Here is a 19,024-nt window from a genome sequence, read left to right as displayed (position 1 = left end):
TGTCGGCCCACCGCGGTTTTATCGGCAACGGTCATTTCAGCCGCTGCAACAAGTTCCTCGTGCAGCACGGCATGACGCCTGTCGACTGGCGACTGCCGCCACTCTAGCAGGCCAGCCGGGCGAGTTCGCGGCGCAGAGCGCGCAGGCGCGCGGCCAAGCGCTCGCGCTGGTTGCTGTCGGCGCTTGCGAGCAGGTCGCTGAACAGCTCGGCCAGCGCTTGCCGTGAGCGTGAGTAGGCGGCGCGGTAGTCGGCTTCGTAGACGCTTTCACGCTCCTGCAGCAAGCGCGTCAGGCGCGCGGGGAAGTCGGCACTGCGCCGTGCATCGACTGCCGCGCGAAATGCCGTTTGCCAGCGCAGGCGGTTGTCCAGCCACAGACGATTCTGCCCAGCTACGCTGTGCGCCCACTCGGCGATATGGGCCTGCTGTGCAGCATTCAGCCGCCCGAGCCAGGGGCGCAGGCGTTGCTGCATGCGTGTGGTGCGTTGGCTGATCTGGGTCGCCAGGGGCGGCTCGAGAAAGGCCTGGCGATCCTCCCGGTTGGCTTCATCCATGGCGGAATACAGCTCGGCGACTTGCCTGGGGCTGAGGCCTTGCAGCAGCTCGATGGCGGTCGGGGTGATTGCGCCGCTGATGCGCTCGAGTGCCCCATCCAGCTCGGCGAACTGCTCGCTCAATTGGCTGGCACTGGGTGATGGCTGCTCGAGCAGCGCTTCGCTGCGTTGCAGCCAGTCGACATAGCGCGGCAATTCGCTGCTGCAGTGCCAATCCAGATGGGCCTGCAGGCGCGGCTTGAGCCAGGCCTGCTGTTCGCGGTTCAGGCTCAGGTAATCGTCCAGCCGCCAGGGGATCAGCCAGTCGAGGTTGCGATAGGCCAGGCCGACCCGGCTGCAGGCGGTCACCAGCAGGCTGAGGGCGATCAGCAGGAGCAGGCTTTTCAGGTGCGGCCAGTGCGGCAGGGACATGCGGTTTGCCTCAACGGGTCGAGGAGGAATCTGCAGGGTAGGCCAAGGGAGGGCGCGCGCGTCGGGGTTGAAATATTCGGCAAAAGAAGTTTCATCACATTTTGAGGTGAAGGCGGGCTTGACACCGGACTGGCAAGTTTGTGTTTTCTGATCGCGGCGCTCCCTGCTTCTAGAATAGGTTCATTAACGTGTCGAACCAGGGTTTTGGTTTCGCCCCTCACGGGCGAGTCACTTTCTCTTGCTTGCCCAAGAGTAAGTAACCAAAGAGAAGGGCACCCCACCATCCGGCTCCGGCTGCGCCGGGGTTCCCTCCTTCCATCACCGCTCCAGGGGCACGCCGCGAAGAGCCATCCATGGCTCATCGCGGCTCTCGCGACATCCATGTCGCTCAACCCCTTGCGCGGCGATTCCACTCGGCCTCCTGAAGGGGACTTGGGCGTCGTCTGTACGATCGCCGTTCAAGAGCAAAAGCTCAGACGCCTCTAATTCAGATTCTGCGCAAATTCTGTAGGCTCGCGACCCGGTCCCGTCAGGAGGCCGAGCGTAGGTGTTGCGCAGGGGGACGAGCATGGATGCGGCGAGAGGCTTATAGGGCCAGGGATGGCCCTTGTAAGCCGGCCCCCGGAGCGGCACCGGAGCGAGGGAAGTTGAGCGCAGCGAAACCCGGATGCCGGGTGCCCTTCTTTGGCACACCTTTCTTGGGCAAGCAAGAAAGGTGTGGCGCCCGTGAGGGGCGCAACCTAAACGTTCAGCACACGCGTTGATGGGTCATGCTAAGCCACCGGCCGAAACACACAAACTTGCCAGTCCGGTGTCAATCGGCACTTCCCCGAAATTCCGCGAAGAACCAAAAAAGAGCCCGCGCGAGGCGGGCTAAACGTGGTCGAAATTTGCGTAAGGTCGCTAGATACGCTGCCACAGCCGGAACAACGGCTCGGCCAGGAACATCACCAGAAACAGCCGTAGCACCTGCAGCGCGGTGACCAGCGCCACCGACAGCTGCAGGGCCTCGGCGGTCAGGCACAGTTCGGTGATGCCGCCGGGCATCATGCCGAGCATCAACGAGGCCTGGTCTTCGCTGGCCAGCCAGCCGAGGCCTTTGGCCAGCAGCGCGGCGATGAGCATGGCGAGCAGGGTGAACAGCAGGATGCGTGCGAGAAAGGCCGGCGCACTGCGAAAGAAGGCGCGGTCGAAGTGACAGCCCAGGGCGCAGCCGATCAGCCACTGGCCGGCCTGGCCGAGCCCGTCCGGCAAGCCGATGTGCAGGTCGAAGCTGACGCTGGCGACGGCGCACACCGTCAGCGGGCCGAGCATCCAGGGGTTGGGTTGCCTGAGTTTGCCCCACAGCAGTGCCAGCAGCGCGCCGGCCGGCAACAGGACGGCCAGCCAGTAGCCGTTCGCCACCGCCGCTGGAGGCGGAGCGATGGGCGGCAGGCTCCAGGTGAAGATGGCCGGAACCAGCAGCACCACCAGCAACAGGCGCAGGCTGTGCGCCGCCGCGACACGAGCGATCTGGGCGTCGTGACGTTGCGCCAGGTTGACCATCTCGCTGGCGCCGCCCGGCATGCTGGCAAAGAACGCGGTCGCCCGGTCGACCCCGGCGCGGCGCAACAGGGCGATGCCGATCAGGCTGAGTAGCAGGGTCGCCAGGGCACCGGCCAGGATCACGCCGAAATGGCTGAGCAACTCGCCCATCACCTCGCTGGTGAAGTGCAGGCCGATGCCGCTGGCGACCAGCCATTGTCCGGTTTTTCGGCCACCGGGTAGTTCCGTGACCAGCCAGCCGCTGCAGCGTGCGGCGATGACCGCCAGCAACGAGCCGATGATCCACGGCAAAGGCCAGCCGATCAGGCTGGCCAGGTAGCCGCCGATCAGACCGATCAGCGGCGTGGCCCAGTAGCGACGCCACTGGGCCGGGGCGGTGGACTCACGCATTGGCGACCTGAGCGGTGCGCCGTGCACGCCACCAGCGCAGGCCGGGCAGGCCCAGCATCAGCGCGGTGAGCGCCCACAGGACGAGGCTGATCGGGCTGCTCCAGAGGATGTTCAGCTCACCCGCCGAGATCGACAGGGCGCGGCGCAGGTTGTCTTCCATCAGTTCGCCGAGGACGAAGCCGAGGATCAGGGCCGACAGCGGGAATTCCAGCTTGCGCAGGATGTAACCGAACACGCCGAGGCCGATCATCAACACCAGGTCGAAGGTGGTGCTGTGCACCGCATAGACGCCGACCATGCTGATCGCGGTGATCGCCGGCACCAACACCCAGTTGGGCACGCTGAGCATGCGCGAGAACAGGCCGACCAGCGGGATATTCATTACCAGCAGGATCACGTTGCCGATGAACAGCGAGGCGATCAGGCCCCAGACCACGTCCGGTTGCTGTTCGAACAGCAGCGGGCCGGGGGTGATGTTGTACAGGGTCAGGGCGCCGATCATCACCGCCGTGGTGCCAGAACCCGGTACGCCGAGGGTCAGCATGGGGATCAGCGAACCGCAGGCCGAGGCGTTGTTGGCCGCTTCCGGGGCGGCCAGGCCGCGCAGGTCGCCTTCGCCGAACTTGCCGCCGGCGCCGGCCATGCGCTTCTCGCTCATGTAGGTCATGGCACTGGCGATGGTCGCCCCGGCGCCGGGCAGGGTGCCGATGACGAAGCCGGCGACGGCGCTGCGCACCATGGTCCAGAAGGTGAAGCAGAACTCCTTGAAGTTGAACAGCAGGCGGCCGCTGGCCTTCACCGCTTTCTGCCCGCTGTGGGTCTTCTCCAGCATCAACAGCACTTCGCTGACGCTGAAGAAACCGATCACCACGATGATGAACTGGATACCGTCGGACAGGCTGACGCTGCCGAAGGTGAAGCGGTATACCCCGGTGGTCGAATCCACCCCGACGGTGGCCAGGGCCAGACCGATCAGGGCGGCCATCAGGGTCTTCACCGGTTTGTCGCCGACCATGCCGCCGAGGCAGGCGATGGCGAAGATCATCAGCACGAAGTATTCGGCAGGACCAAAGGCCACCGCCCACTTCGCCAGCAGCGGGGCGAACAGCACCACGCCGCAGGTGGCGATGATGCTGCCGATAAAGGAGCTGACCGCCGACAGCGACAGGGCGATCCCGGCCTTGCCCTGACGGGCCAGCGGGTAGCCGTCGAGGGTGGTCATCACCGCGGCGGCGTCGCCCGGCACGTTGAGCAGAATGGCCGAAATGCGTCCGCCGTATTCACAGCCGAGGTACACGGCGGCCAGCAGGATCAGGGCGGTTTCCGGTGGCAGGCCGAGGGCGAAGGCCAGCGGCAGTAGCAGCGCCACGCCGTTGATCGGGCCCAGGCCCGGGAGCAGGCCGACGATGGTGCCGACGAAGGCGCCGAACAGGGCGACCATCAGGTTTTCCGGGCGGGTGGCGACTTCGAAGCCCTGCATCAAGAAATTCAGCGTTTCCATTTTCAGTTCTCCACAAAGGCTTCGAACAGGCCCAACGGCAGCGGCACGTCCAGCAGGTAATCGAATAGGCCATAGAGCAGCACGCCCATCAGCACGCCGCTGATGGCGCAGGGCAGCAGGCGGCCGGTGAACAACAGGCCAAGGGCGAAGGTGCCCAGGGCGGTGCTGATGATGAATCCCAGGGATTCGAACAGCAGGGCGTAAGCCAGCAGCGTCAGCATGCACAGCAGCGAGCGCAAGGCGCTGGAGATGTCCAGTTTCTGCTCGAGCAGGCCGGGCTTGACCAGCAGCCACAACGAGCCCGCGGCCATCAAGGCCAGCAGCAGCAGGGGGTAGGCGCGAGGGCCGACCGGGTCGTAGGCGAAGGGCGCCTGGAAGCCCCAGGCAAGGACGGCGAGTCCGGCGCAGAAAAGCAGCCAGATCGCGGCGAACAGGCGAACGTACATAAATAATTACCTCGGGACACGAAGAGTGCCGGTTTGCTCAGGCAGGCCAAAGTGCCTGTGTAGGAGCCAGGGGGACGCCTAGTCCTTGCTGGCTCCTACACAACGCGACGGTGGCGTTTTACTCCTGCATCAGGCCGAAGGCGTCGGCCAGCACCTTGTATTCTTCGACCTGTTTGAAGACCAGGGCTTGCAGCTCGTCGCCGGTCACCGACAGCGGCAGCAGGTCGCGTTGTTCACGCAGCTTGGCGAAGTCCTCGCTGGCGAGCATGGTGTCGAACTGCTGTTTCCACCAGTCGTACTGCTCGTCGCTCACTTCGGGGCCGACATAGAAGCCGCGGATCACCGGCCAGGTCATGTCGTAGCCCTGCTCCTTGGCGGTCGGGATATCGGCCAGCTTGCCCGGCAGACGCTCGTCGGAGAGTACCGCGAGGATGCGCACCTTCTTCGCCTCCAGTTGCGGGGTGACTTCACCCAGGCCGCTGCTGGTCACCTGCACGTGGCCGCCGAGCATGGCGGTGAGGGTTTCGCCGCCGCCTTCGAAGGCGACGTAACGCAGGTTCTTCGGATCGATGCCGGCCAGGCGGGCGATCAGCGCGGTCTGCATCCAGTCCTGACCGCCGATGGTGGCGCCGGCACCGAAGACGATGCTCGACGGATCCTTCTTCAGCGCTTGTACCAGTTGATCGAGGTTCTGATAGGGCGAGTCGGCGCGCACGGTGATGGCGCCGTAGTCGGTACCCACCGCCGCCAGCCAGCGCACGCCGGTTTCGTCGTAACGACCGAACTTGCCCTGGGCCAGATTGAGCAAGGAGCCGCTGGAGAAGGCGATGATGGTGCCTGGATCATCGGCGCGCTGGGCGATCACCGCGTTATAGGCCACCGCACCGACACCGCCGGGCATGTAGGTGACGCGCATCGGCTTTTTCAGCAGGCCGCTGTCTTTCAAGCCGCTCTGCGCCAGCTTGCACGTCAGGTCGAAGCCGCCGCCGGGCTTGGCCGGGGCGATGCACTCGGGGCGCTTGGGTTCGGCGGCCAGCAGCTGGCCGGCGAAGGCCATGCAGGCAGTGGCCAGGGCGATACGGGTAAAGGCAGTTTTCATGGTTGAATCCCCTCGATTGTTATTGTGGATCAGAAAATCGGCAGGGTGTAGCCGATGACTACACGGTATTCGTCCGAGTCGCGGGCGAAATCGGAGCGGAAATTGGCGTTACGCAGGCGCACGAAGAGATTCTTCACCGGGCCGCTTTGGACCACGTACTTGACCTCGAGGTTGGTTTCCTTTTCGTCGCCGCGCTCGTTGCTGCCGATGATTCGCGCGTCACTACCTTGGATATAGCGTGCGTAGGCCGTCAGGCCGGGCACGCCCAGGGTGGCGAAGTCGTAGTCGTAGCGGACTGACCAGGATTTTTCCTCAGGGTTGGCGTAGTCGTTGGCGGAGTCGTTGACCAGGTAGGGGTCGCTGCCGGCGATATAGGCATAGCCGGTGTCGCCGCTCATGTCCTGATAGCCCAGGCTCAGCTTGTGGCCGCTGTGGGCGTAGCTGAGCACACCGTTCAGTGCGCGGTTGTCCACTTCGCCGGCCTTGGCTGCGCCACTCTCGTCGCTGAGCATCAGGCGCAGATCGGCAGCCAGGGTGCCGCCGGCCAGGGGGTAGGTGGCCAGCACATTGAAGAAGTTCTGCCGGTAGACATCCTCAAGTTCGCCATGGAAGTAGCGGCCTTTGAGGTTCTGGTTGAACTGGTAGTCGAAACCCAGCAGGTCGAGGTGGTCGGCGGTCACCCCGGCGTAGCGTCCATTCTTGCTTTCGAGCTGCAGATCCTCGGCGTCGGTCGAGGCGCGGTCGATGGCTTTGCTCAGGCGCCCGCCAGTGAAGGTCAGGCCCTTCACCTCGGAGGATGTCAGCAGGCCACCCTCGAATACCTGCGGCAGCAGGCGGCTGTCGTTGGCCACTACCACCGGCAGGACGGGGCTGTGCGAACCGTAGCGCAGCTCGGTGGCAGAAACCTTGACCTTGGCGGTCAGGCCCAGACGACCAAACTCATCCGGTGCCTTGCCATCGTCATGCCTCGGCAGTAGGCCGGTTCTGGTGCGGTCGGCGCTGGAGTCCAGTTTGATGCCGAGCAGGCCCTGGGCGTCGAGGCCGAGGCCGACCGGGCCTTCGGTGTAACCGGACTGTACGTTGAGCCAGAAGCTCTGGCCCCACTCCTCGCGCTTGTTCTGGCCGGTACCTTCGCGATAGTCACGGTTCAGGTAGATGTTGGTGGCCTTCAGGTTGGCGCTGCTGTCTTCGACAAAAGCGGCCTGGGCGGCAGGCGCGAGCAGCGCCGCGGATACGGCTAGGCTTAGCAGGTTCGCAGGCAGCAGGGCCTGACGAGATGCGATCGGCATCGGGTGGTCTCCATTGTTGTTTTTGTCACGGCCGCACACCACTGTACGGACCGTTCAGGTAGGTGGATCGAGCCACCTGGGACTGATCCTATGAGGTCAAGCTTTCGCCAAGCTTTCAGCGCTGAAAAAACGCCTGGAGCGTTTTTGGACGTCGCCTGCGACGGCCCGCAGGGGGGACGCCAGGGATGGCAGGCCACAAACTTTGCCGACATTTAAGCCATTCACAGGGCGCCTCGCGCCTGTAAACTGCGCCCCGGGCTGCGTGGCCGATAGCGGCCGTTGACTCGAACCCGGAGGGAGGTGGCGGTGCGAATTCTGCTGGTCGAAGACCATCCGCAACTGGCGGCAAGCGTGGCTCAGGCCCTCAAAGGCGCGGGCTGGACGGTGGACGTGCTGCACGATGGGGTGGCCGCCGACCTGGCCCTGGCCAGCGAGGAGTACGCCCTGGCGATTCTCGATATCGGCTTGCCGCGCCTCGATGGCTTTCAGGTGCTAGCGCGTCTGCGCGCACGCGGCAAGACCCTGCCGGTGCTGATGCTGACGGCCCGTGGCGAGGTTAAGGATCGCGTGCATGGGCTCAACCTCGGCGCCGATGATTACCTGGCCAAACCCTTCGAGCTGAGCGAGCTGGAGGCGCGGGTCAAGGCGTTGCTACGGCGCAGCGTACTCGGCGGCGAACAGCAGCAGCGCTGTGGCGAACTGGTCTACGACCTGGCTACCCGACGCTTCAGCGCACGGGGGGAAAGCCTCAGCCTGACCTCCCGCGAGCAGGCGGTGCTGGAGGCGATGATTGCCCGGCCGGGACGGGTGATGAGCAAGGAGCAGCTGGCGGCCCAGGTGTTCGGCCTGGACGAGGAGGCCAGCGCCGACTCGATCGAGATCTACGTTCATCGCCTGCGCAAGAAGCTCGAGGGCAGCGGTGTGCGCATCGTGACCTTCCGTGGCCTGGGCTATCTGCTGGAGGCAGTTGGTGACTGAGGGCTGGAGGCCCGGGATGGCTGAAATCGGCAGCCTGCGTGGGCGGCTGCTGCGGCGTCTGGCGTTGTTGCTGGCGCTGATCCTGATCGTCAGCAGCCTGAGTGCCTACTGGAGCGCCCGGCGCGCCGCCGATACCGCCTATGATCGCACCCTGTTGGCGTCGGCGCGGGCGATTGCCCAGGGCCTGTATACCGATGACGGCAGGCTCAAGGCCAATGTGCCCTATGTCGCCCTGGATACCTTTGCCTACGACAGCGCCGGGCGCATCTACTACCAGGTGCTGGACCCGCGCGGGCAGTTGGTGTCCGGTTACGAAGACCTGCCGGCCGCGCCTGCCGGTACTCCGCGCACCGACGATTACCCGGCGCTGGCGCGTTTCTACGACGGCGCCTACCGCGGTCAGGGCGTGCGCCTGGTCAGCCTGCTGCAGCCGGTCAGCGAACCGCAGCTCAATGGTATCGCCGAGATCCGCGTGGCCGAGACCCTGGGCGCGCGCGAGCGCATGACCCGTGAATTGCTGGTTGGCACGCTGTGGCGCATGGGGTTGCTGGCGTTCAGCGCACTGTTGCTGGTGTGGCTGGCGGTGAGCGCTGCGCTGCGCCCCCTGGACCTGTTGCGGCGGACCGTGGCCGCGCGCGCCAGCGACGATCTGCGTCCGTTGCCGGATGCCGGCTTGCCGCGCGAGCTGCGCCCGCTGGTGAATGCGTTGAATCGATTCAACGAGCGCCTGCGTGGCCTGTTTGAGCGCCAGTCGCAATTCATCGCCGATGCCGCCCACGAACTGCGCACCCCCTTGGCGGCGCTCAAGGCGCGGGTCGAACTGGGCCTGCGCGCGCAGGAGCCGGCGGCCTGGCGCAGCACTTTGGAAGAAGCGGCGCAGAACACCGATCGGCTAACCCAGTTGGCCAACCAGCTGCTCTCTCTGGCGCGCATCGAAAGCGGCGCGCGGGCGATTGCCGAGGGTGGCGCGCAGCGCCTGGACCTCAGCCAGTTGGCCCGTGAATTGGGCTTGGCCTTGGCGCCCCTGGCCCATGCCCGCGGTATCGCCTTGGCGCTGGAGGCCGAGCAGCCGGTGTGGCTGCGCGGCGAGCCGACCTTGCTCAATGAGCTGTTGTGCAACCTGGTGGATAACGCCCTGGCGCATACTCCGGCCGGTGGTAATGTCATCCTGCGGGTGCTGGCGCCCGGCATCCTGGAGGTCCAGGACGATGGCCCAGGGATCCCCGCAGAGGAGCGCGAGAAGGTCTTCGAGCGCTTCTACCGGCGCAGCACTCAGGGCTCTGGCGCCGGCCTGGGGCTGGCGATCGTCGGCGAGATCTGTCGCGCGCATCGGGCCAGCATCAGCCTGCATCAGGTACAGCCGCGGGGGCTGCTGGTGCGGGTGGAATTTGCGGCCGAGCCCGGCTGATCAGGGGGGCAGGCTGAGCGGTTGCTGCACCTCGAGCAAATACCTGGCCACCTTGCCGCTGGCCTTCAGGCGCTCGAGGCCGCGATTGAAGCGTAGGATCAGCTCCGCGTTGCCGGGCACCTGACGTGACAGCAATAGGTACTGCCTGTGGCTGCTCAGGGGTTTTGGGTGAAAGCTCAAGCGCGCCCGCTCCGCCGCCGTGAAGCGCTCGGACAGCAGGTGCAATGCGACCACTCTGGACAGGGGGAACAGGTCGATTCGCCCCCCCCAGCAACTGACGGAATGCCACTTCGTCGCTGTTGATCCGCTGGACGTTCAGCAGTCCCGCCGCTTCGGCCTGCTCGAAGGCTTGACCGTAGAAGTAGCCCCGCGTGGCGCCGAGGCGCAAGCCGCGCAGGTCAGCCGGCGTCTGCCAGTCGAAGTCTAATTGCTTGCGGTGGAACAGGTGATTCTGGGTGGTCAGAATCGGTTCGCTGAAGAGGAACAGCCGCTCGCGCTCGGGGTTGCGTCGCCAGACTGCGGTGCCGTTGCGTTGCCCCTGGGCGGCCAGTTGCAGCGCGCGTGCCCAGGGCAGGAACTGCCACTGCACCTCGATGCCCTCGAGCGCGAAGGCTTCGCTGACGATACGGGTGGCGACGCCCTGATTGGGAAGTTGCTCGCCGTGAAAGGGCGGCCATTCACCCGTCGTCAGCTGGATGGGCTGCGCCGCGGCCAGGCCGCTGAACAACAATATGACTAACAGCAGGCAGCGCTGCATGAGATCCCTCCTTCGAGCATGCTGCCTCCAGTCTAGTGGGTGCAGGTGCGGGTGCAGGCGGCGAGGCTACTGGAGCATGCTCATGGCCGCGTCCATGGCGGCGGACAGGTCTTCGTCTTCCTGCATGTCGACCTGTGGGTCGAGGCCGAGCTTGGCGAAGGCCGGGATCTGGCTCCAGTCCAGTTGGGTGTAGGGGTGCTGGCTGCCCAGGTAGCTCTGCAGGATGGCGACCTGGACGATGTCGACGTAGTCGACCTTGGCGCTGTCGCGGGTGAAGTCCAGGTGTTGGCTCGGCACCATGGCGATCAGCTCGGGGAAGTCCCAGGTACGCAGGATCTTGTCGCCGATCAGCGGGTGAATCTGCTCGATGACGTGGTTGAGGCTGATCGAGTCGGACAGCAGTTCGTTGTGGTCTTCAGCGTAGGTGAGGATCGGCAGCACGCCGATCTGGTGCACCAGGCCGGCCAGGGTCGCCTGGTCCGGCATCAGGCGGGTGTAGTGCTTGCACAGCACATGACAGATCCCGGCGATTTCCGTGCTTTTGTTCCAGACCTCGCGCATTTTGCGGTCGACCACGTCCGAGGTGGCCTGGAACATCTGCTCCATCGCCAGGCCGGTGGCCAGGTTGCAGGTGTAGTTGATGCCCAGGCGGCTGACGGCCATCTGCAGGTCGGTGATGGCCTTGTTGGTGCGCAGCAATGGGCTGTTCACCACCTTGATGATGCGGGCGGTCAGCGCCGCATCGTTGCCGATCACCTTGCTGATCTGCGGAATGCCGATGTCCGGGTTTTCCGCCGCTTCACGGACTTTCAGGGCGACTTCCGGCAGGGTGGGCAGTACCAGATCGTCGTTGTCGATGGCTGTGATCAGTTCCTGTTGGACTTTCTCGGCAAGCTTGCTCATGGGGCGGGTCTCTTCGGTAATCGGCTGCAGGTGCAGTGAGGTTAGCGCTGGATTTCGCGGTTGCTGTCCAGGGTGTAGGGCAACTCCAGCAGTCTGAGCGGCAGGCCTTGCGGGGTGCCGAGGTGGATGCGTCCGTCGCTGACCGCGTCCTCGAGCAAGACCGCGAGCAGCTCGAAGCCGCTGTCGCTTTGCGCGGCCAGCACCACTTCGCCGACGCTGCCGTTGCGCTCGGGGGTAAACAGTTCGAGGGCCGGTGCGGGAAGTTGCTCGCCGTCGACGGCCAGGCGATACAGGCGGCGCTTGAGCTTGCCGAGGTACTGCATGCGCGCGACGATTTCCTGGCCGGTGTAGCAACCCTTCTTGAAGCTGACGCCGCCCAATGCCTGCAGGTTGAGCATTTGCGGGATAAACAGCTCGCGGGTGGGGCCCAGCACCTGACCGATGCCGGCGCGCACCTGGGCCAGCAGCCACCGATTCAATGGCGCGTGCGTCAGCTGCGTGGCCAGTTGGGCGTGCAGGCGTTCGGCCTGGCTGGCCGGTGCCCAGAGTTCGGCGCGGCCGTCGCTCAGGCGCAGGGCCAGCAGGTCGTTGGCGCGCGCCACGCTGTCGGCGTGGCGGGGCAGGTCGAGGCCCAGGCTGGCCAGCGCGGCGTCGCCGTTATGCAGGCCGAAACGCACCCAGTCGGCGCTTTCGTCGATCAGCTTGGACTTGCTGAAGGCTGCGTATTTCTGCAAGTCGAGCAGTTGTGGCTCGACCAGTTCACCGGCCATCGCCAGCAGGAAGCCGTCGGCCACGCTGACAATCCGGAAGCTCGACAGCATGCGGCCTTTGGGGGTGCAGCGGGCGCCGAGGCTGGAGCTGACATCGCTCAGGTAATTGAGGTTGCAGGTCAGCTGGCCCTGGAGGAATTTGCTCGCATCAGGACCGCGAACGGCGAGGACGCCTTCGTGGCTGAGGGTGGAGAAAAACGCGGAATCGGCCATAGGGATAAACAATCGCTGGATGAAAGTGGGGGGCGTCATCATAAAAGCAGCCGCAAGCTACAAGCTACAAGCTTCAAATAAAAGCAGAGAAAAGGCTTGAGCGTCGGTTTGGTTCGGGCCTCACTCGAGCAGCTTGCAGGGGCGGCCACCCGTCTTGCAGCTGACTGCTATACTGCGCCGCTTTCTCCCCGCCAGGCCCTATCAAGGAACCGCTCCATGGTCGATTCGACAGAACTCAATCGCCTTTACTGGCACAGCCGTCGCGGCATGCTGGAACTGGATGTACTGCTGGTGCCATTCGTCAAGGAGGTCTACCCAACCCTCGATGCCGAAGACCGCGAGCGTTACCGCAAGCTGCTCGAGTGTGAAGATCAGGACATGTTCGGCTGGTTCATGCAGCGTGCCGAACCCGAAGATGCCGACCTGCAGCGCATGGTTCGCATGATTCTGGACCGTGTCCAGCCCAAGTGACAGCTTCGAATGCCGCTGGCAGCCGTCGCGGCGCTTGCTGCTGCTCTATGGGGGCGTTCAGGCGCTAGCGCTGCTCAGCTTGTCGCTGGTCGATATTCCGCTGTGGGCGCTGGCGCTGGGTGTCGCCCTGTGCCTGGGGCATGCCGCCTGGGTCTTGCCGCGGCATATCCTGCTGAGTGCGCCGCAGGCGTTCAGCGGGCTGCGCTGTACGGCCGAAGGTTGGCAGTTGTTGAGTGCTTCGGGCGGCTGGCAGATCGTCCAGTTGCGCCCCGACAGCCTGGCGTTGCCGCTGGTCGTGGTGCTGCGCTTTCGCCTGGCGGGCGAGCGTCGGGTGCGCGGCCTGTGCATCCCGCATGATGCCATGCCGCGGGACATGCACAGGCGCTTGCGCGTGCGCTTGAAGTTCAGTCGCCGTAGGTGGATGGCCGTAGAATAGTGTCTTTGGCTTCGGGCAGCTGCTGCGGGTAGTCCAGGGTGTAGTGCAAGCCTCGAGATTCCTTGCGTTCCATCGCCGAGCGGATCATCAGTTCGGCCACCTGCGCCAGGTTCCTCAATTCGATCAGGTCGCGGCTTACTCGATAGTTGCTGTAGAACTCGTCGATCTCGTCGAGTAGCAGGCGCACCCGGTGCTCGGCGCGTTGCAGGCGCTTGTTGGTGCGCACGATGCCGACGTAGTCCCACATGAAGCGCCGCAGCTCATCCCAGTTGTGCGCGATGATCACGTCTTCATCCGAGTCGGTCACCTGGCTGGCATCCCAGGTCGGCAGGTTGCTCGGTGCACTCACTTCATCCAGCCTCTGAATGATGTCGGCCGCCGCCGCGCGGGCATAGACGAAACACTCCAGCAGCGAGTTGCTGGCCATGCGGTTGGCGCCATGCAGGCCGGTGAAGCTGGTTTCGCCGATGGCATACAGGCCGGGTACGTCGGTCTGGCCGGTCTGCTCGACCAGCACGCCGCCACAGGTGTAATGCGCGGCCGGTACTACCGGAATCGGCTCGCGGGTGATGTCGATACCAAAGTCGAGGCAGCGCTCATAGACAGTGGGGAAGTGCATCTTGATGAAGTCGGCCGGCTTGTGGCTGATGTCCAGGTACACGCAGTCCACGCCGAGGCGCTTCATCTCATGGTCGATGGCGCGGGCCACGATATCGCGTGGGGCCAGTTCGGCGCGCGTATCGAAGCGTTGCATGAAGCGCTGTCCGTTGGGCAGTTTGAGCAGCGCGCCTTCGCCGCGCAGGGCCTCGGTGACCAGAAAGCTTTTGGCCTGCGGGTGGTACAGGCAGGTCGGGTGGAACTGGTTGAACTCCAGGTTGCCGACCCGGCAGCCAGCGCGCCAAGCCATGGCGATGCCGTCGCCGCAGGCGCCGTCCGGGTTGCTGGTGTACAGGTACACCTTGGCCGCGCCGCCGGTGGCGAGGATGACGAAGCGCGCGCCATAGGTATCAACCTCGCCACTGGCACGATTGAGTACATAGGCGCCCAGGCAGCGCTTGCCAGTCAGGTCGAGTTTGCGCTCGGTTATCAGGTCAACCGCCACGCGTTGCTCGAGCATTTCGATGTTGGCCCGCTGCTTGGCCTGTTCGAGCAGGGTCTTGAAGATCGCCGCGCCGGTTGCGTCGGCAGCGTGGATGATGCGTCGATGGCTGTGACCGCCTTCGCGGGTCAGATGGAACTCGAAGCCGCCGTCTTCGCGGGCGGTCTGGTCGTCGCGGGTGAAGGGCACGCCCTGGTCGATCAGCCATTGAATCGCTTCTCGGCTATGCTCCACGGTGAAGCGCACCGCGTCTTCGCGGCACAGGCCAGCACCGGCATTGAGGGTGTCGTCGACATGCGACTCGACGGTATCCATTTCGTCCAGCACCGCAGCCACGCCACCCTGGGCCCAGTAAGTCGAGCCATTGGCCAGATTGCCCTTGCTCAGCACGGCGATGCGCAGGTGCTCGGGCAAGGTCAGCGCCAGAGTCAGGCCGGCGGCCCCGCTGCCGATGACCAGAACGTCGTGTTGGTAGTGTTGGCTCATGTCGTGATTCCGCAAGTAAGCGGCCCCTAGTATATAGAGGGGGCGGGCGGCACAATAGTCGGCTTATGACCTACTGCTGCACTGGGGAACTTTCTTAGTCTTTCAGGTTCCATAAAAGGTCGCCCGCAGAGGACAGTGCTTGTTTGGCGGGGGTGCGTCGAGCGCTTGCAAAGGCTTCCACCCGTCGGCAGATGAGTGATCTAAGACTATTTGCGCAGCAGGGCTAATAGGCCGTGTTGCGTCACTCCGTGCAGGGCATAAAGCGTTCTGCAGGAAGCTTGTTTGGAGGGGGAGAACTTTTGCGCAACGTCCGGGTCTATCTTGGCAAGTCGATTGATTGGTTGGCGGCGCACTCCTTCGGACTCAATGAGGAGTGTTGATGCTAGCTCAGGAAGAAGATCAGCTGCTGGTCGAGCGCGTACAGCGTGGAGATAAGCGTGCATTCGATTTGTTGGTCCTAAAGTACCAGCACAAGATTCTTGGGTTGATCGTGCGTTTCGTGCATGACACCCATGAAGCGCAAGATGTGGCGCAGGAAGCCTTCGTCAAGGCTTATCGCGCGCTGGGGAATTTTCGCGGCGACAGCGCGTTCTATACGTGGTTGTACCGGATTGCCATCAATACGGCGAAGAATCACCTGGTGTCGCGAGGTCGGCGACCGCCAGAGAGCGATGTCAGTGCTGAGGATGCGGAATTCTATGATGGCAATCACGCCCTCAAGGATATCGAGTCGCCAGAGCGGGCGTTGCTGCGGGATGAAATCGAAGCCACCGTGCATCGCGCCATCCAGCTATTACCGGAAGATTTGCGCACGGCCCTAACCTTGCGCGAATTTGATGGTCTCAGTTATGAAGACATTGCAAGCGTGATGCAGTGTCCAGTAGGTACTGTGCGGTCTCGGATCTTTCGAGCCCGTGAGGCCGTAGACAAGTCCTTGCAACCCCTGTTGCAGGACGGTTAAGACAGCGGCGACAGCCAAGAGAGGAACCGCCATGAGTCGTGAAGCCCTACAGGAATCGCTGTCCGCAGTTATGGACAACGAAGCGGATGAAATGGAGCTTCGGCGTGTGCTCGGTTCGAGCGACGATGCCGAACTGCGTGCAACCTGGTCGCGTTATCAGATCGCTCGTGCAGTGATGCACAAGGAGCTGCTGGAGCCGCGTCTGGATATTGCTGCTGCTGTGTCTGCGGCGCTGGCCGACGAGGCCTTGCCGGTGCAGAGCAAGACCGTGGTTCGCGGTCCGTGGCGTTCGCTTGGTCGTTTTGCCGTAGCCGCATCTGTTACGGTCGCCGTGCTGGCTGGTGTGCGCTTGTACAATCAGGATGACGTTGCCAGCACACAATTGGCCCAGCAAGCTGCTCAGCCGGCCTTGAACGCACCACAAGTGCAAGGCCCAGCCATGCTGGCGGGTTTCAGTACTGCAGGTGAGCAACAAGCTGTAGCTGAAACTGCCAGTGAGGCCACGCCCGGCTGGCATGATCAGCGTCTGCCGGCCTACTTGCGCCAGCATGCTCAGCAAGCAGCCATGAATGCCAATGAAAGCGCGCTGCCTTATGCGCGTGCTGCAAGCCTGGAAAGCCGCTAAGGAGGCGCATGCGCTTTATTCCCGTCATCTCTTTGTTGCTCGGTAGTTGGCTTGCATTACCCGCTGTCGCTGCCGAGGCGCAAGATTGGCTTGAGCGATTGGCTGATGCTGGTCAAAGACAAAGCTTTCAAGGCACATTCGTTTATGAGCGTAACGACAGCTTCTCTACCCACCGTATCTGGCATCGGGTGGAGGAGGCGGGCGTGGTGCGCGAGCGATTATTGCAGTTGGACGGACCGGAGCAGGAAGTGCTGCGTGTCGATGGCAGTACACGTTGTGTCAGTGGCACCCTGGTCGATCAGCTCGACGATCCTCAGACGTGGTCGGCGCGCGACCTGAATAGCCAGCGACTGCTTGAGTCTTATGAGCTACGGATCATCGGCAAGTCGCGCGTGGCGGGGCGTGCGGCTGTGGTGCTGGCGCTGTCGCCGCGCGATCAGCATCGTTACGGCGTCGAGTTGCACCTCGACCAGGAAAGCGCTCTGCCGTTGAAGTCGCTGCTGCTGAACGACAAGGGGCAGATGCTCGAGCGCTTTCAATTCACCCAGCTCGATGTTGGCGTGCTCCCTACCGATCAGGAGCTGCAGTCTGGTGCGGGTTGTCAGCCGGTAGCTGCCGGCAATGCGCGAGCTGAGGTTGTCGAGGCCTGGCGCTCCGACTGGTTGCCGCCAGGCTTCATCTTGACTCGGGTAGCCGAGCGTCGCAGTCCGGTCTCCGATGAACAAGTCGCCAGCCTGGTTTATTTCGATGGTTTGGCGCGCTTTTCGGTGTTCGTCGAGCCCTTGCGCGGCGCCATGGCCGCAGATGCGCGCAGTCAGCTGGGCCCTACTGCCGCAGTTTCTCGGCGCCTGGCGACGCCTGATGGCAATGTGATGGTCACGGTGGTCGGCGAGATTCCATTGGGTACGGCGGAGCGTGTAGCCTTGTCGATGCGCGCCATAGGAGAGCAGGCCATACAATGATCGAAGAGCAGGGGCGGGTCGTGGCTGTCGAGCAGGGCGCTGTCTGGGTCGAGACCCAGCGTAAAAGCACCTGTTCCAGCTGCACGGTTAGCGCTGGCTGCGGCCATGGCGTGCTCGACAAACTGGGCGCCAGTGGTCGGCGGGGCTATGTCCGTGCGCTCTGTGATCTACAGTTGAGCGTGGGTGATGCGGTGGTGATTGGCGTGCGCGAGGAGTTGCTGGTGCGCGGATCGCTACTGGTTTACCTGCTGCCTTTGCTCGGCCTGTTCGGTGCCGCATTACTGGCTGAGCAGTTGGCCTTGAGTGAACCCTGGGTGATCCTTTCTGCCTTTTCCGGCTTGTTCGTGGCCGGGGCGGCGGTGCGCTGGCACAGTAGCCGCGCGGCCGATGATCCGGCCTTGCAGCCGGTTGTCATGCGTGCTTTGCTCGCCGGCTCTGCTGCAACGTTTTGAGCGTTGTGCTCGTTTTCGATGGGGAGTTTTAAATCGATGCCTAGCCTGAAATGGTCTTTCTCAGCTTTGCTCGCGGTGCTGCTCTTGGGGCAGGTGGTAGTTGCCCAGGCACAGCTGCCGGACTTTACCGAGTTGGTCGAAGAGGCTGCGCCAGCGGTGGTCAACATCAGCACCCGGCAGAAGATACCGGCGCGTGCGGCGGGGGCGGGCGAATTTGCCATTCCCGATCTTGAAGGCCTGCCACCGATCTTCCGCGAATTCTTCGAGCGCAGTATTCCTCAGATTCCGCGCGCGCCAAACGGTGGTCGCCAGCGTGAGGCGCAGTCGCTGGGTTCCGGTTTCATTATCTCCGCCGATGGCTACGTGCTGACCAACAACCATGTGGTCACCGGCGCCGATGAAATCATCGTGCGCCTGCCTGATCGCAGTGAGTTGGAGGCCAAGCTGATTGGTGCCGACCCGCGTAGCGACGTGGCCCTGCTCAAGGTCGAAGGCAAGAATCTGCCGACGGTCAGGCTGGGCAAGTCCGAGGACCTGAAAGTCGGCGAGTGGGTGCTGGCCATCGGCTCGCCCTTCGGCTTCGACCATTCGGTGACCGCCGGTATCGTCAGCGCCAAGGGGCGCAGCCTGCCGAACGAAAGCTATGTGCCGTTCATTCAGACCGATGTGGCGATCAATCCGGGTAATTCCGGCGGTCCGCTGTTCAACCTGGCGGGTGAGGTAGTGGGTATCAACTCGCAGATATTTACCCGCTCCGGTGGCTTCATGGGCTTGTCCTTCGCCATTCCGATGAGCGTAGCCCTGGATGTGGCCGAGCAGTTGAAGACCGACGGCAAGGTTAGCCGCGGCTGGTTGGGTGTGGTGATTCAGGAGGTGAACAAGGATCTGGCCGAGTCGTTCGGTCTGGATAGACCTGCTGGTGCGCTGGTTGCCCAGGTGCTGGACGGTGGTCCGGCGGCCAAGGGTGGCTTGCAGGTTGGCGATGTGATTCTCAGTATAAATGGTGCGCCGATCGTCATGTCGGGAGACTTGCCGCATCTGGTCGGTCGCCTGAAGCCGGGCAGCAAGGCAGAACTGGATGTAGTGCGTGACGGCGCGCGCAAGAGGCTCAAGTTGACCATCGGTGCCTTGCCGGAAGATGGCGAGGCCTTGGCCGAGGCGGCCGGGCCGGGTGTGGAACGCAGCAGCAATCGACTCGGGGTCAAGGTGGTCGAATTGACCGCCGCGCAGAAAAAAAGCCTCGACTTGCAAGGCGGCGTGGTCATCACC

19 protein-coding genes and 1 pseudogene are annotated in these 19,024 nt (G+C 63.8%); 10 read left to right on the top strand and 10 right to left on the bottom strand.

Annotated elements, in window-relative coordinates; all coding sequences use genetic code 11:
- A pseudogene (locus tag ABZE94_RS11490) lies at positions 1 to 107 on the top strand (uracil-DNA glycosylase); the annotation flags it as partial.
- On the opposite strand, the gene ABZE94_RS11485 reads toward ABZE94_RS11490, so the two are convergent.
- The 6 genes from ABZE94_RS11485 to ABZE94_RS11460 form a co-directional block, all read right to left on the bottom strand.
- On the bottom strand, positions 104 to 964 hold the full coding sequence (locus ABZE94_RS11485; protein ID WP_372875651.1) for a DUF6279 family lipoprotein: 861 nt from the start codon (positions 962 to 964) through the stop codon (positions 104 to 106). The pseudogene ABZE94_RS11490 and the gene ABZE94_RS11485 overlap by 4 nt on opposite strands.
- Positions 965 to 1,867: 903 nt before the next feature.
- Positions 1,868 to 2,899, bottom strand: a complete 1,032-nt coding sequence (locus ABZE94_RS11480; RefSeq protein ID WP_372875650.1) for an AbrB family transcriptional regulator — start codon at positions 2,897 to 2,899, stop codon at positions 1,868 to 1,870.
- Entirely contained in the window at positions 2,892 to 4,400 is a 1,509-nt protein-coding gene (locus ABZE94_RS11475; RefSeq protein WP_372875649.1) for a tripartite tricarboxylate transporter permease, read from the bottom strand. The genes ABZE94_RS11480 and ABZE94_RS11475 overlap by 8 nt, the downstream gene beginning before the upstream one ends.
- A gap of 2 nt (positions 4,401 to 4,402) precedes the next feature.
- Positions 4,403 to 4,846 carry a tripartite tricarboxylate transporter TctB family protein gene (locus ABZE94_RS11470; protein WP_318960591.1) on the bottom strand — a complete coding sequence of 148 codons (444 nt, stop codon included), beginning with the start codon at positions 4,844 to 4,846 and terminating at the stop codon, positions 4,403 to 4,405.
- Between the two features lie 118 nt (positions 4,847 to 4,964).
- Positions 4,965 to 5,945: a Bug family tripartite tricarboxylate transporter substrate binding protein gene (locus ABZE94_RS11465; RefSeq protein WP_372875648.1), complete on the bottom strand. Its 981-nt coding sequence runs from the start codon at positions 5,943 to 5,945 to the stop codon at positions 4,965 to 4,967.
- A gap of 29 nt (positions 5,946 to 5,974) precedes the next feature.
- A complete protein-coding gene (locus ABZE94_RS11460; RefSeq protein WP_372875647.1) occupies positions 5,975 to 7,234 on the bottom strand; it encodes an OprD family porin in 1,260 nt (419 codons plus the stop codon).
- A gap of 306 nt (positions 7,235 to 7,540) precedes the next feature.
- On the opposite strand from ABZE94_RS11460, the gene ABZE94_RS11455 reads away from it, so the two are divergent.
- Together ABZE94_RS11455 and ABZE94_RS11450 are read left to right on the top strand one after the other, a co-directional pair.
- Positions 7,541 to 8,212 carry a response regulator gene (locus tag ABZE94_RS11455; protein ID WP_172152515.1) on the top strand — a complete coding sequence of 224 codons (672 nt, stop codon included), beginning with the start codon at positions 7,541 to 7,543 and terminating at the stop codon, positions 8,210 to 8,212.
- Between the two features lie 16 nt (positions 8,213 to 8,228).
- Positions 8,229 to 9,620, top strand: coding sequence for a sensor histidine kinase (locus ABZE94_RS11450; protein WP_372875646.1), 1,392 nt, complete (start codon positions 8,229 to 8,231; stop codon positions 9,618 to 9,620).
- On the opposite strand, the gene ABZE94_RS11445 is transcribed toward ABZE94_RS11450, so the two are convergent.
- From ABZE94_RS11445 to ABZE94_RS11435, 3 genes are all read right to left on the bottom strand, one after another.
- On the bottom strand, positions 9,553 to 10,377 hold the full coding sequence (locus ABZE94_RS11445) for a substrate-binding periplasmic protein (protein ID WP_372875645.1): 825 nt from the start codon (positions 10,375 to 10,377) through the stop codon (positions 9,553 to 9,555). The two genes, ABZE94_RS11450 and ABZE94_RS11445, sit on opposite strands and share 68 nt — an antisense overlap.
- 66 nt (positions 10,378 to 10,443) lie before the next feature.
- Complete coding sequence (locus tag ABZE94_RS11440; RefSeq protein ID WP_372875644.1) at positions 10,444 to 11,280, bottom strand: HDOD domain-containing protein; 837 nt, start codon at positions 11,278 to 11,280, stop codon at positions 10,444 to 10,446.
- Positions 11,281 to 11,321: 41 nt separating this feature from the next.
- The gene (locus tag ABZE94_RS11435; RefSeq protein WP_372875643.1) at positions 11,322 to 12,263 is read right to left on the bottom strand and encodes a folate-binding protein YgfZ; all 942 of its coding nucleotides are present in this window, start codon (positions 12,261 to 12,263) and stop codon (positions 11,322 to 11,324) included.
- 216 nt (positions 12,264 to 12,479) lie between these two features.
- Between ABZE94_RS11435 and ABZE94_RS11430 the strand changes: the two genes are divergently transcribed.
- Together ABZE94_RS11430 and ABZE94_RS11425 are read left to right on the top strand one after the other, a co-directional pair.
- Positions 12,480 to 12,734 (top strand): succinate dehydrogenase assembly factor 2, encoded by a 255-nt coding sequence (locus tag ABZE94_RS11430; protein WP_238044241.1) that lies wholly within the window; start codon positions 12,480 to 12,482, stop codon positions 12,732 to 12,734.
- Positions 12,718 to 13,170 carry a protein YgfX gene (locus ABZE94_RS11425; RefSeq protein ID WP_372875642.1) on the top strand — a complete coding sequence of 151 codons (453 nt, stop codon included), beginning with the start codon at positions 12,718 to 12,720 and terminating at the stop codon, positions 13,168 to 13,170. Before ABZE94_RS11430 ends, ABZE94_RS11425 begins: the two co-directional genes overlap by 17 nt.
- Here ABZE94_RS11425 and nadB read toward each other — a convergent pair.
- On the bottom strand, positions 13,139 to 14,755 hold the full coding sequence (nadB, locus tag ABZE94_RS11420) for an L-aspartate oxidase (RefSeq protein ID WP_372875641.1): 1,617 nt from the start codon (positions 14,753 to 14,755) through the stop codon (positions 13,139 to 13,141). The genes ABZE94_RS11425 and nadB overlap by 32 nt on opposite strands.
- Before the next feature lie 379 nt (positions 14,756 to 15,134).
- On the opposite strand from nadB, the gene rpoE reads away from it, so the two are divergent.
- From rpoE to ABZE94_RS11395, 5 genes are all read left to right on the top strand, one after another.
- A complete protein-coding gene (gene rpoE / locus ABZE94_RS11415; RefSeq protein ID WP_372875640.1) occupies positions 15,135 to 15,716 on the top strand; it encodes an RNA polymerase sigma factor RpoE in 582 nt (193 codons plus the stop codon).
- Positions 15,717 to 15,747: 31 nt separating this feature from the next.
- Entirely contained in the window at positions 15,748 to 16,341 is a 594-nt protein-coding gene (locus tag ABZE94_RS11410) for a sigma-E factor negative regulatory protein (protein WP_372875639.1), read from the top strand.
- An 8-nt stretch (positions 16,342 to 16,349) separates the two neighbouring features.
- On the top strand, positions 16,350 to 17,303 hold the full coding sequence (locus tag ABZE94_RS11405; RefSeq protein WP_372875638.1) for a MucB/RseB C-terminal domain-containing protein: 954 nt from the start codon (positions 16,350 to 16,352) through the stop codon (positions 17,301 to 17,303).
- Positions 17,300 to 17,755, top strand: coding sequence for a SoxR reducing system RseC family protein (locus tag ABZE94_RS11400; RefSeq protein ID WP_372875637.1), 456 nt, complete (start codon positions 17,300 to 17,302; stop codon positions 17,753 to 17,755). Before ABZE94_RS11405 ends, ABZE94_RS11400 begins: the two co-directional genes overlap by 4 nt.
- 36 nt (positions 17,756 to 17,791) lie before the next feature.
- Positions 17,792 to 19,024 (top strand): DegQ family serine endoprotease (locus ABZE94_RS11395; protein ID WP_372875636.1); only part of this gene is annotated, 1,233 nt, incomplete at its 3' end.

The organism is Pseudomonas sp. (assembly GCF_041601375.1).
Lineage (GTDB): Bacteria > Pseudomonadota > Gammaproteobacteria > Pseudomonadales > Pseudomonadaceae > Aquipseudomonas.
The sequence above is the reverse complement of the archived record's forward strand: the minus strand, read 5'-3'. Positions and strand labels throughout refer to the sequence as shown.

Bases quoted from the DNA above. Each gene is read 5' to 3' on its own strand.
- ABZE94_RS11400 (WP_372875637.1), top strand. From the start codon at position 17,300: ATGATCGAAGAGCAGGGGCGGGTCGTGGCTGTCGAGCAGGGCGCTGTC.
- ABZE94_RS11460 (WP_372875647.1), bottom strand. From the start codon at position 7,234: ATGCCGATCGCATCTCGTCAGGCCCTGCTGCCTGCGAACCTGCTAAGC.
- ABZE94_RS11405 (WP_372875638.1), top strand. From the start codon at position 16,350: ATGCGCTTTATTCCCGTCATCTCTTTGTTGCTCGGTAGTTGGCTTGCA.
- ABZE94_RS11485 (WP_372875651.1), bottom strand. From the start codon at position 964: ATGTCCCTGCCGCACTGGCCGCACCTGAAAAGCCTGCTCCTGCTGATC.
- ABZE94_RS11410 (WP_372875639.1), top strand. From the start codon at position 15,748: ATGAGTCGTGAAGCCCTACAGGAATCGCTGTCCGCAGTTATGGACAAC.
- ABZE94_RS11480 (WP_372875650.1), bottom strand. From the start codon at position 2,899: ATGCGTGAGTCCACCGCCCCGGCCCAGTGGCGTCGCTACTGGGCCACG.
- ABZE94_RS11450 (WP_372875646.1), top strand. From the start codon at position 8,229: ATGGCTGAAATCGGCAGCCTGCGTGGGCGGCTGCTGCGGCGTCTGGCG.
- ABZE94_RS11470 (WP_318960591.1), bottom strand. From the start codon at position 4,846: ATGTACGTTCGCCTGTTCGCCGCGATCTGGCTGCTTTTCTGCGCCGGA.
- ABZE94_RS11465 (WP_372875648.1), bottom strand. From the start codon at position 5,945: ATGAAAACTGCCTTTACCCGTATCGCCCTGGCCACTGCCTGCATGGCC.
- nadB (WP_372875641.1), bottom strand. From the start codon at position 14,755: ATGAGCCAACACTACCAACACGACGTTCTGGTCATCGGCAGCGGGGCC.
- ABZE94_RS11440 (WP_372875644.1), bottom strand. From the start codon at position 11,280: ATGAGCAAGCTTGCCGAGAAAGTCCAACAGGAACTGATCACAGCCATC.
- ABZE94_RS11435 (WP_372875643.1), bottom strand. From the start codon at position 12,263: ATGGCCGATTCCGCGTTTTTCTCCACCCTCAGCCACGAAGGCGTCCTC.
- rpoE (WP_372875640.1), top strand. From the start codon at position 15,135: ATGCTAGCTCAGGAAGAAGATCAGCTGCTGGTCGAGCGCGTACAGCGT.
- ABZE94_RS11430 (WP_238044241.1), top strand. From the start codon at position 12,480: ATGGTCGATTCGACAGAACTCAATCGCCTTTACTGGCACAGCCGTCGC.
- ABZE94_RS11445 (WP_372875645.1), bottom strand. From the start codon at position 10,377: ATGCAGCGCTGCCTGCTGTTAGTCATATTGTTGTTCAGCGGCCTGGCC.
- ABZE94_RS11475 (WP_372875649.1), bottom strand. From the start codon at position 4,400: ATGGAAACGCTGAATTTCTTGATGCAGGGCTTCGAAGTCGCCACCCGC.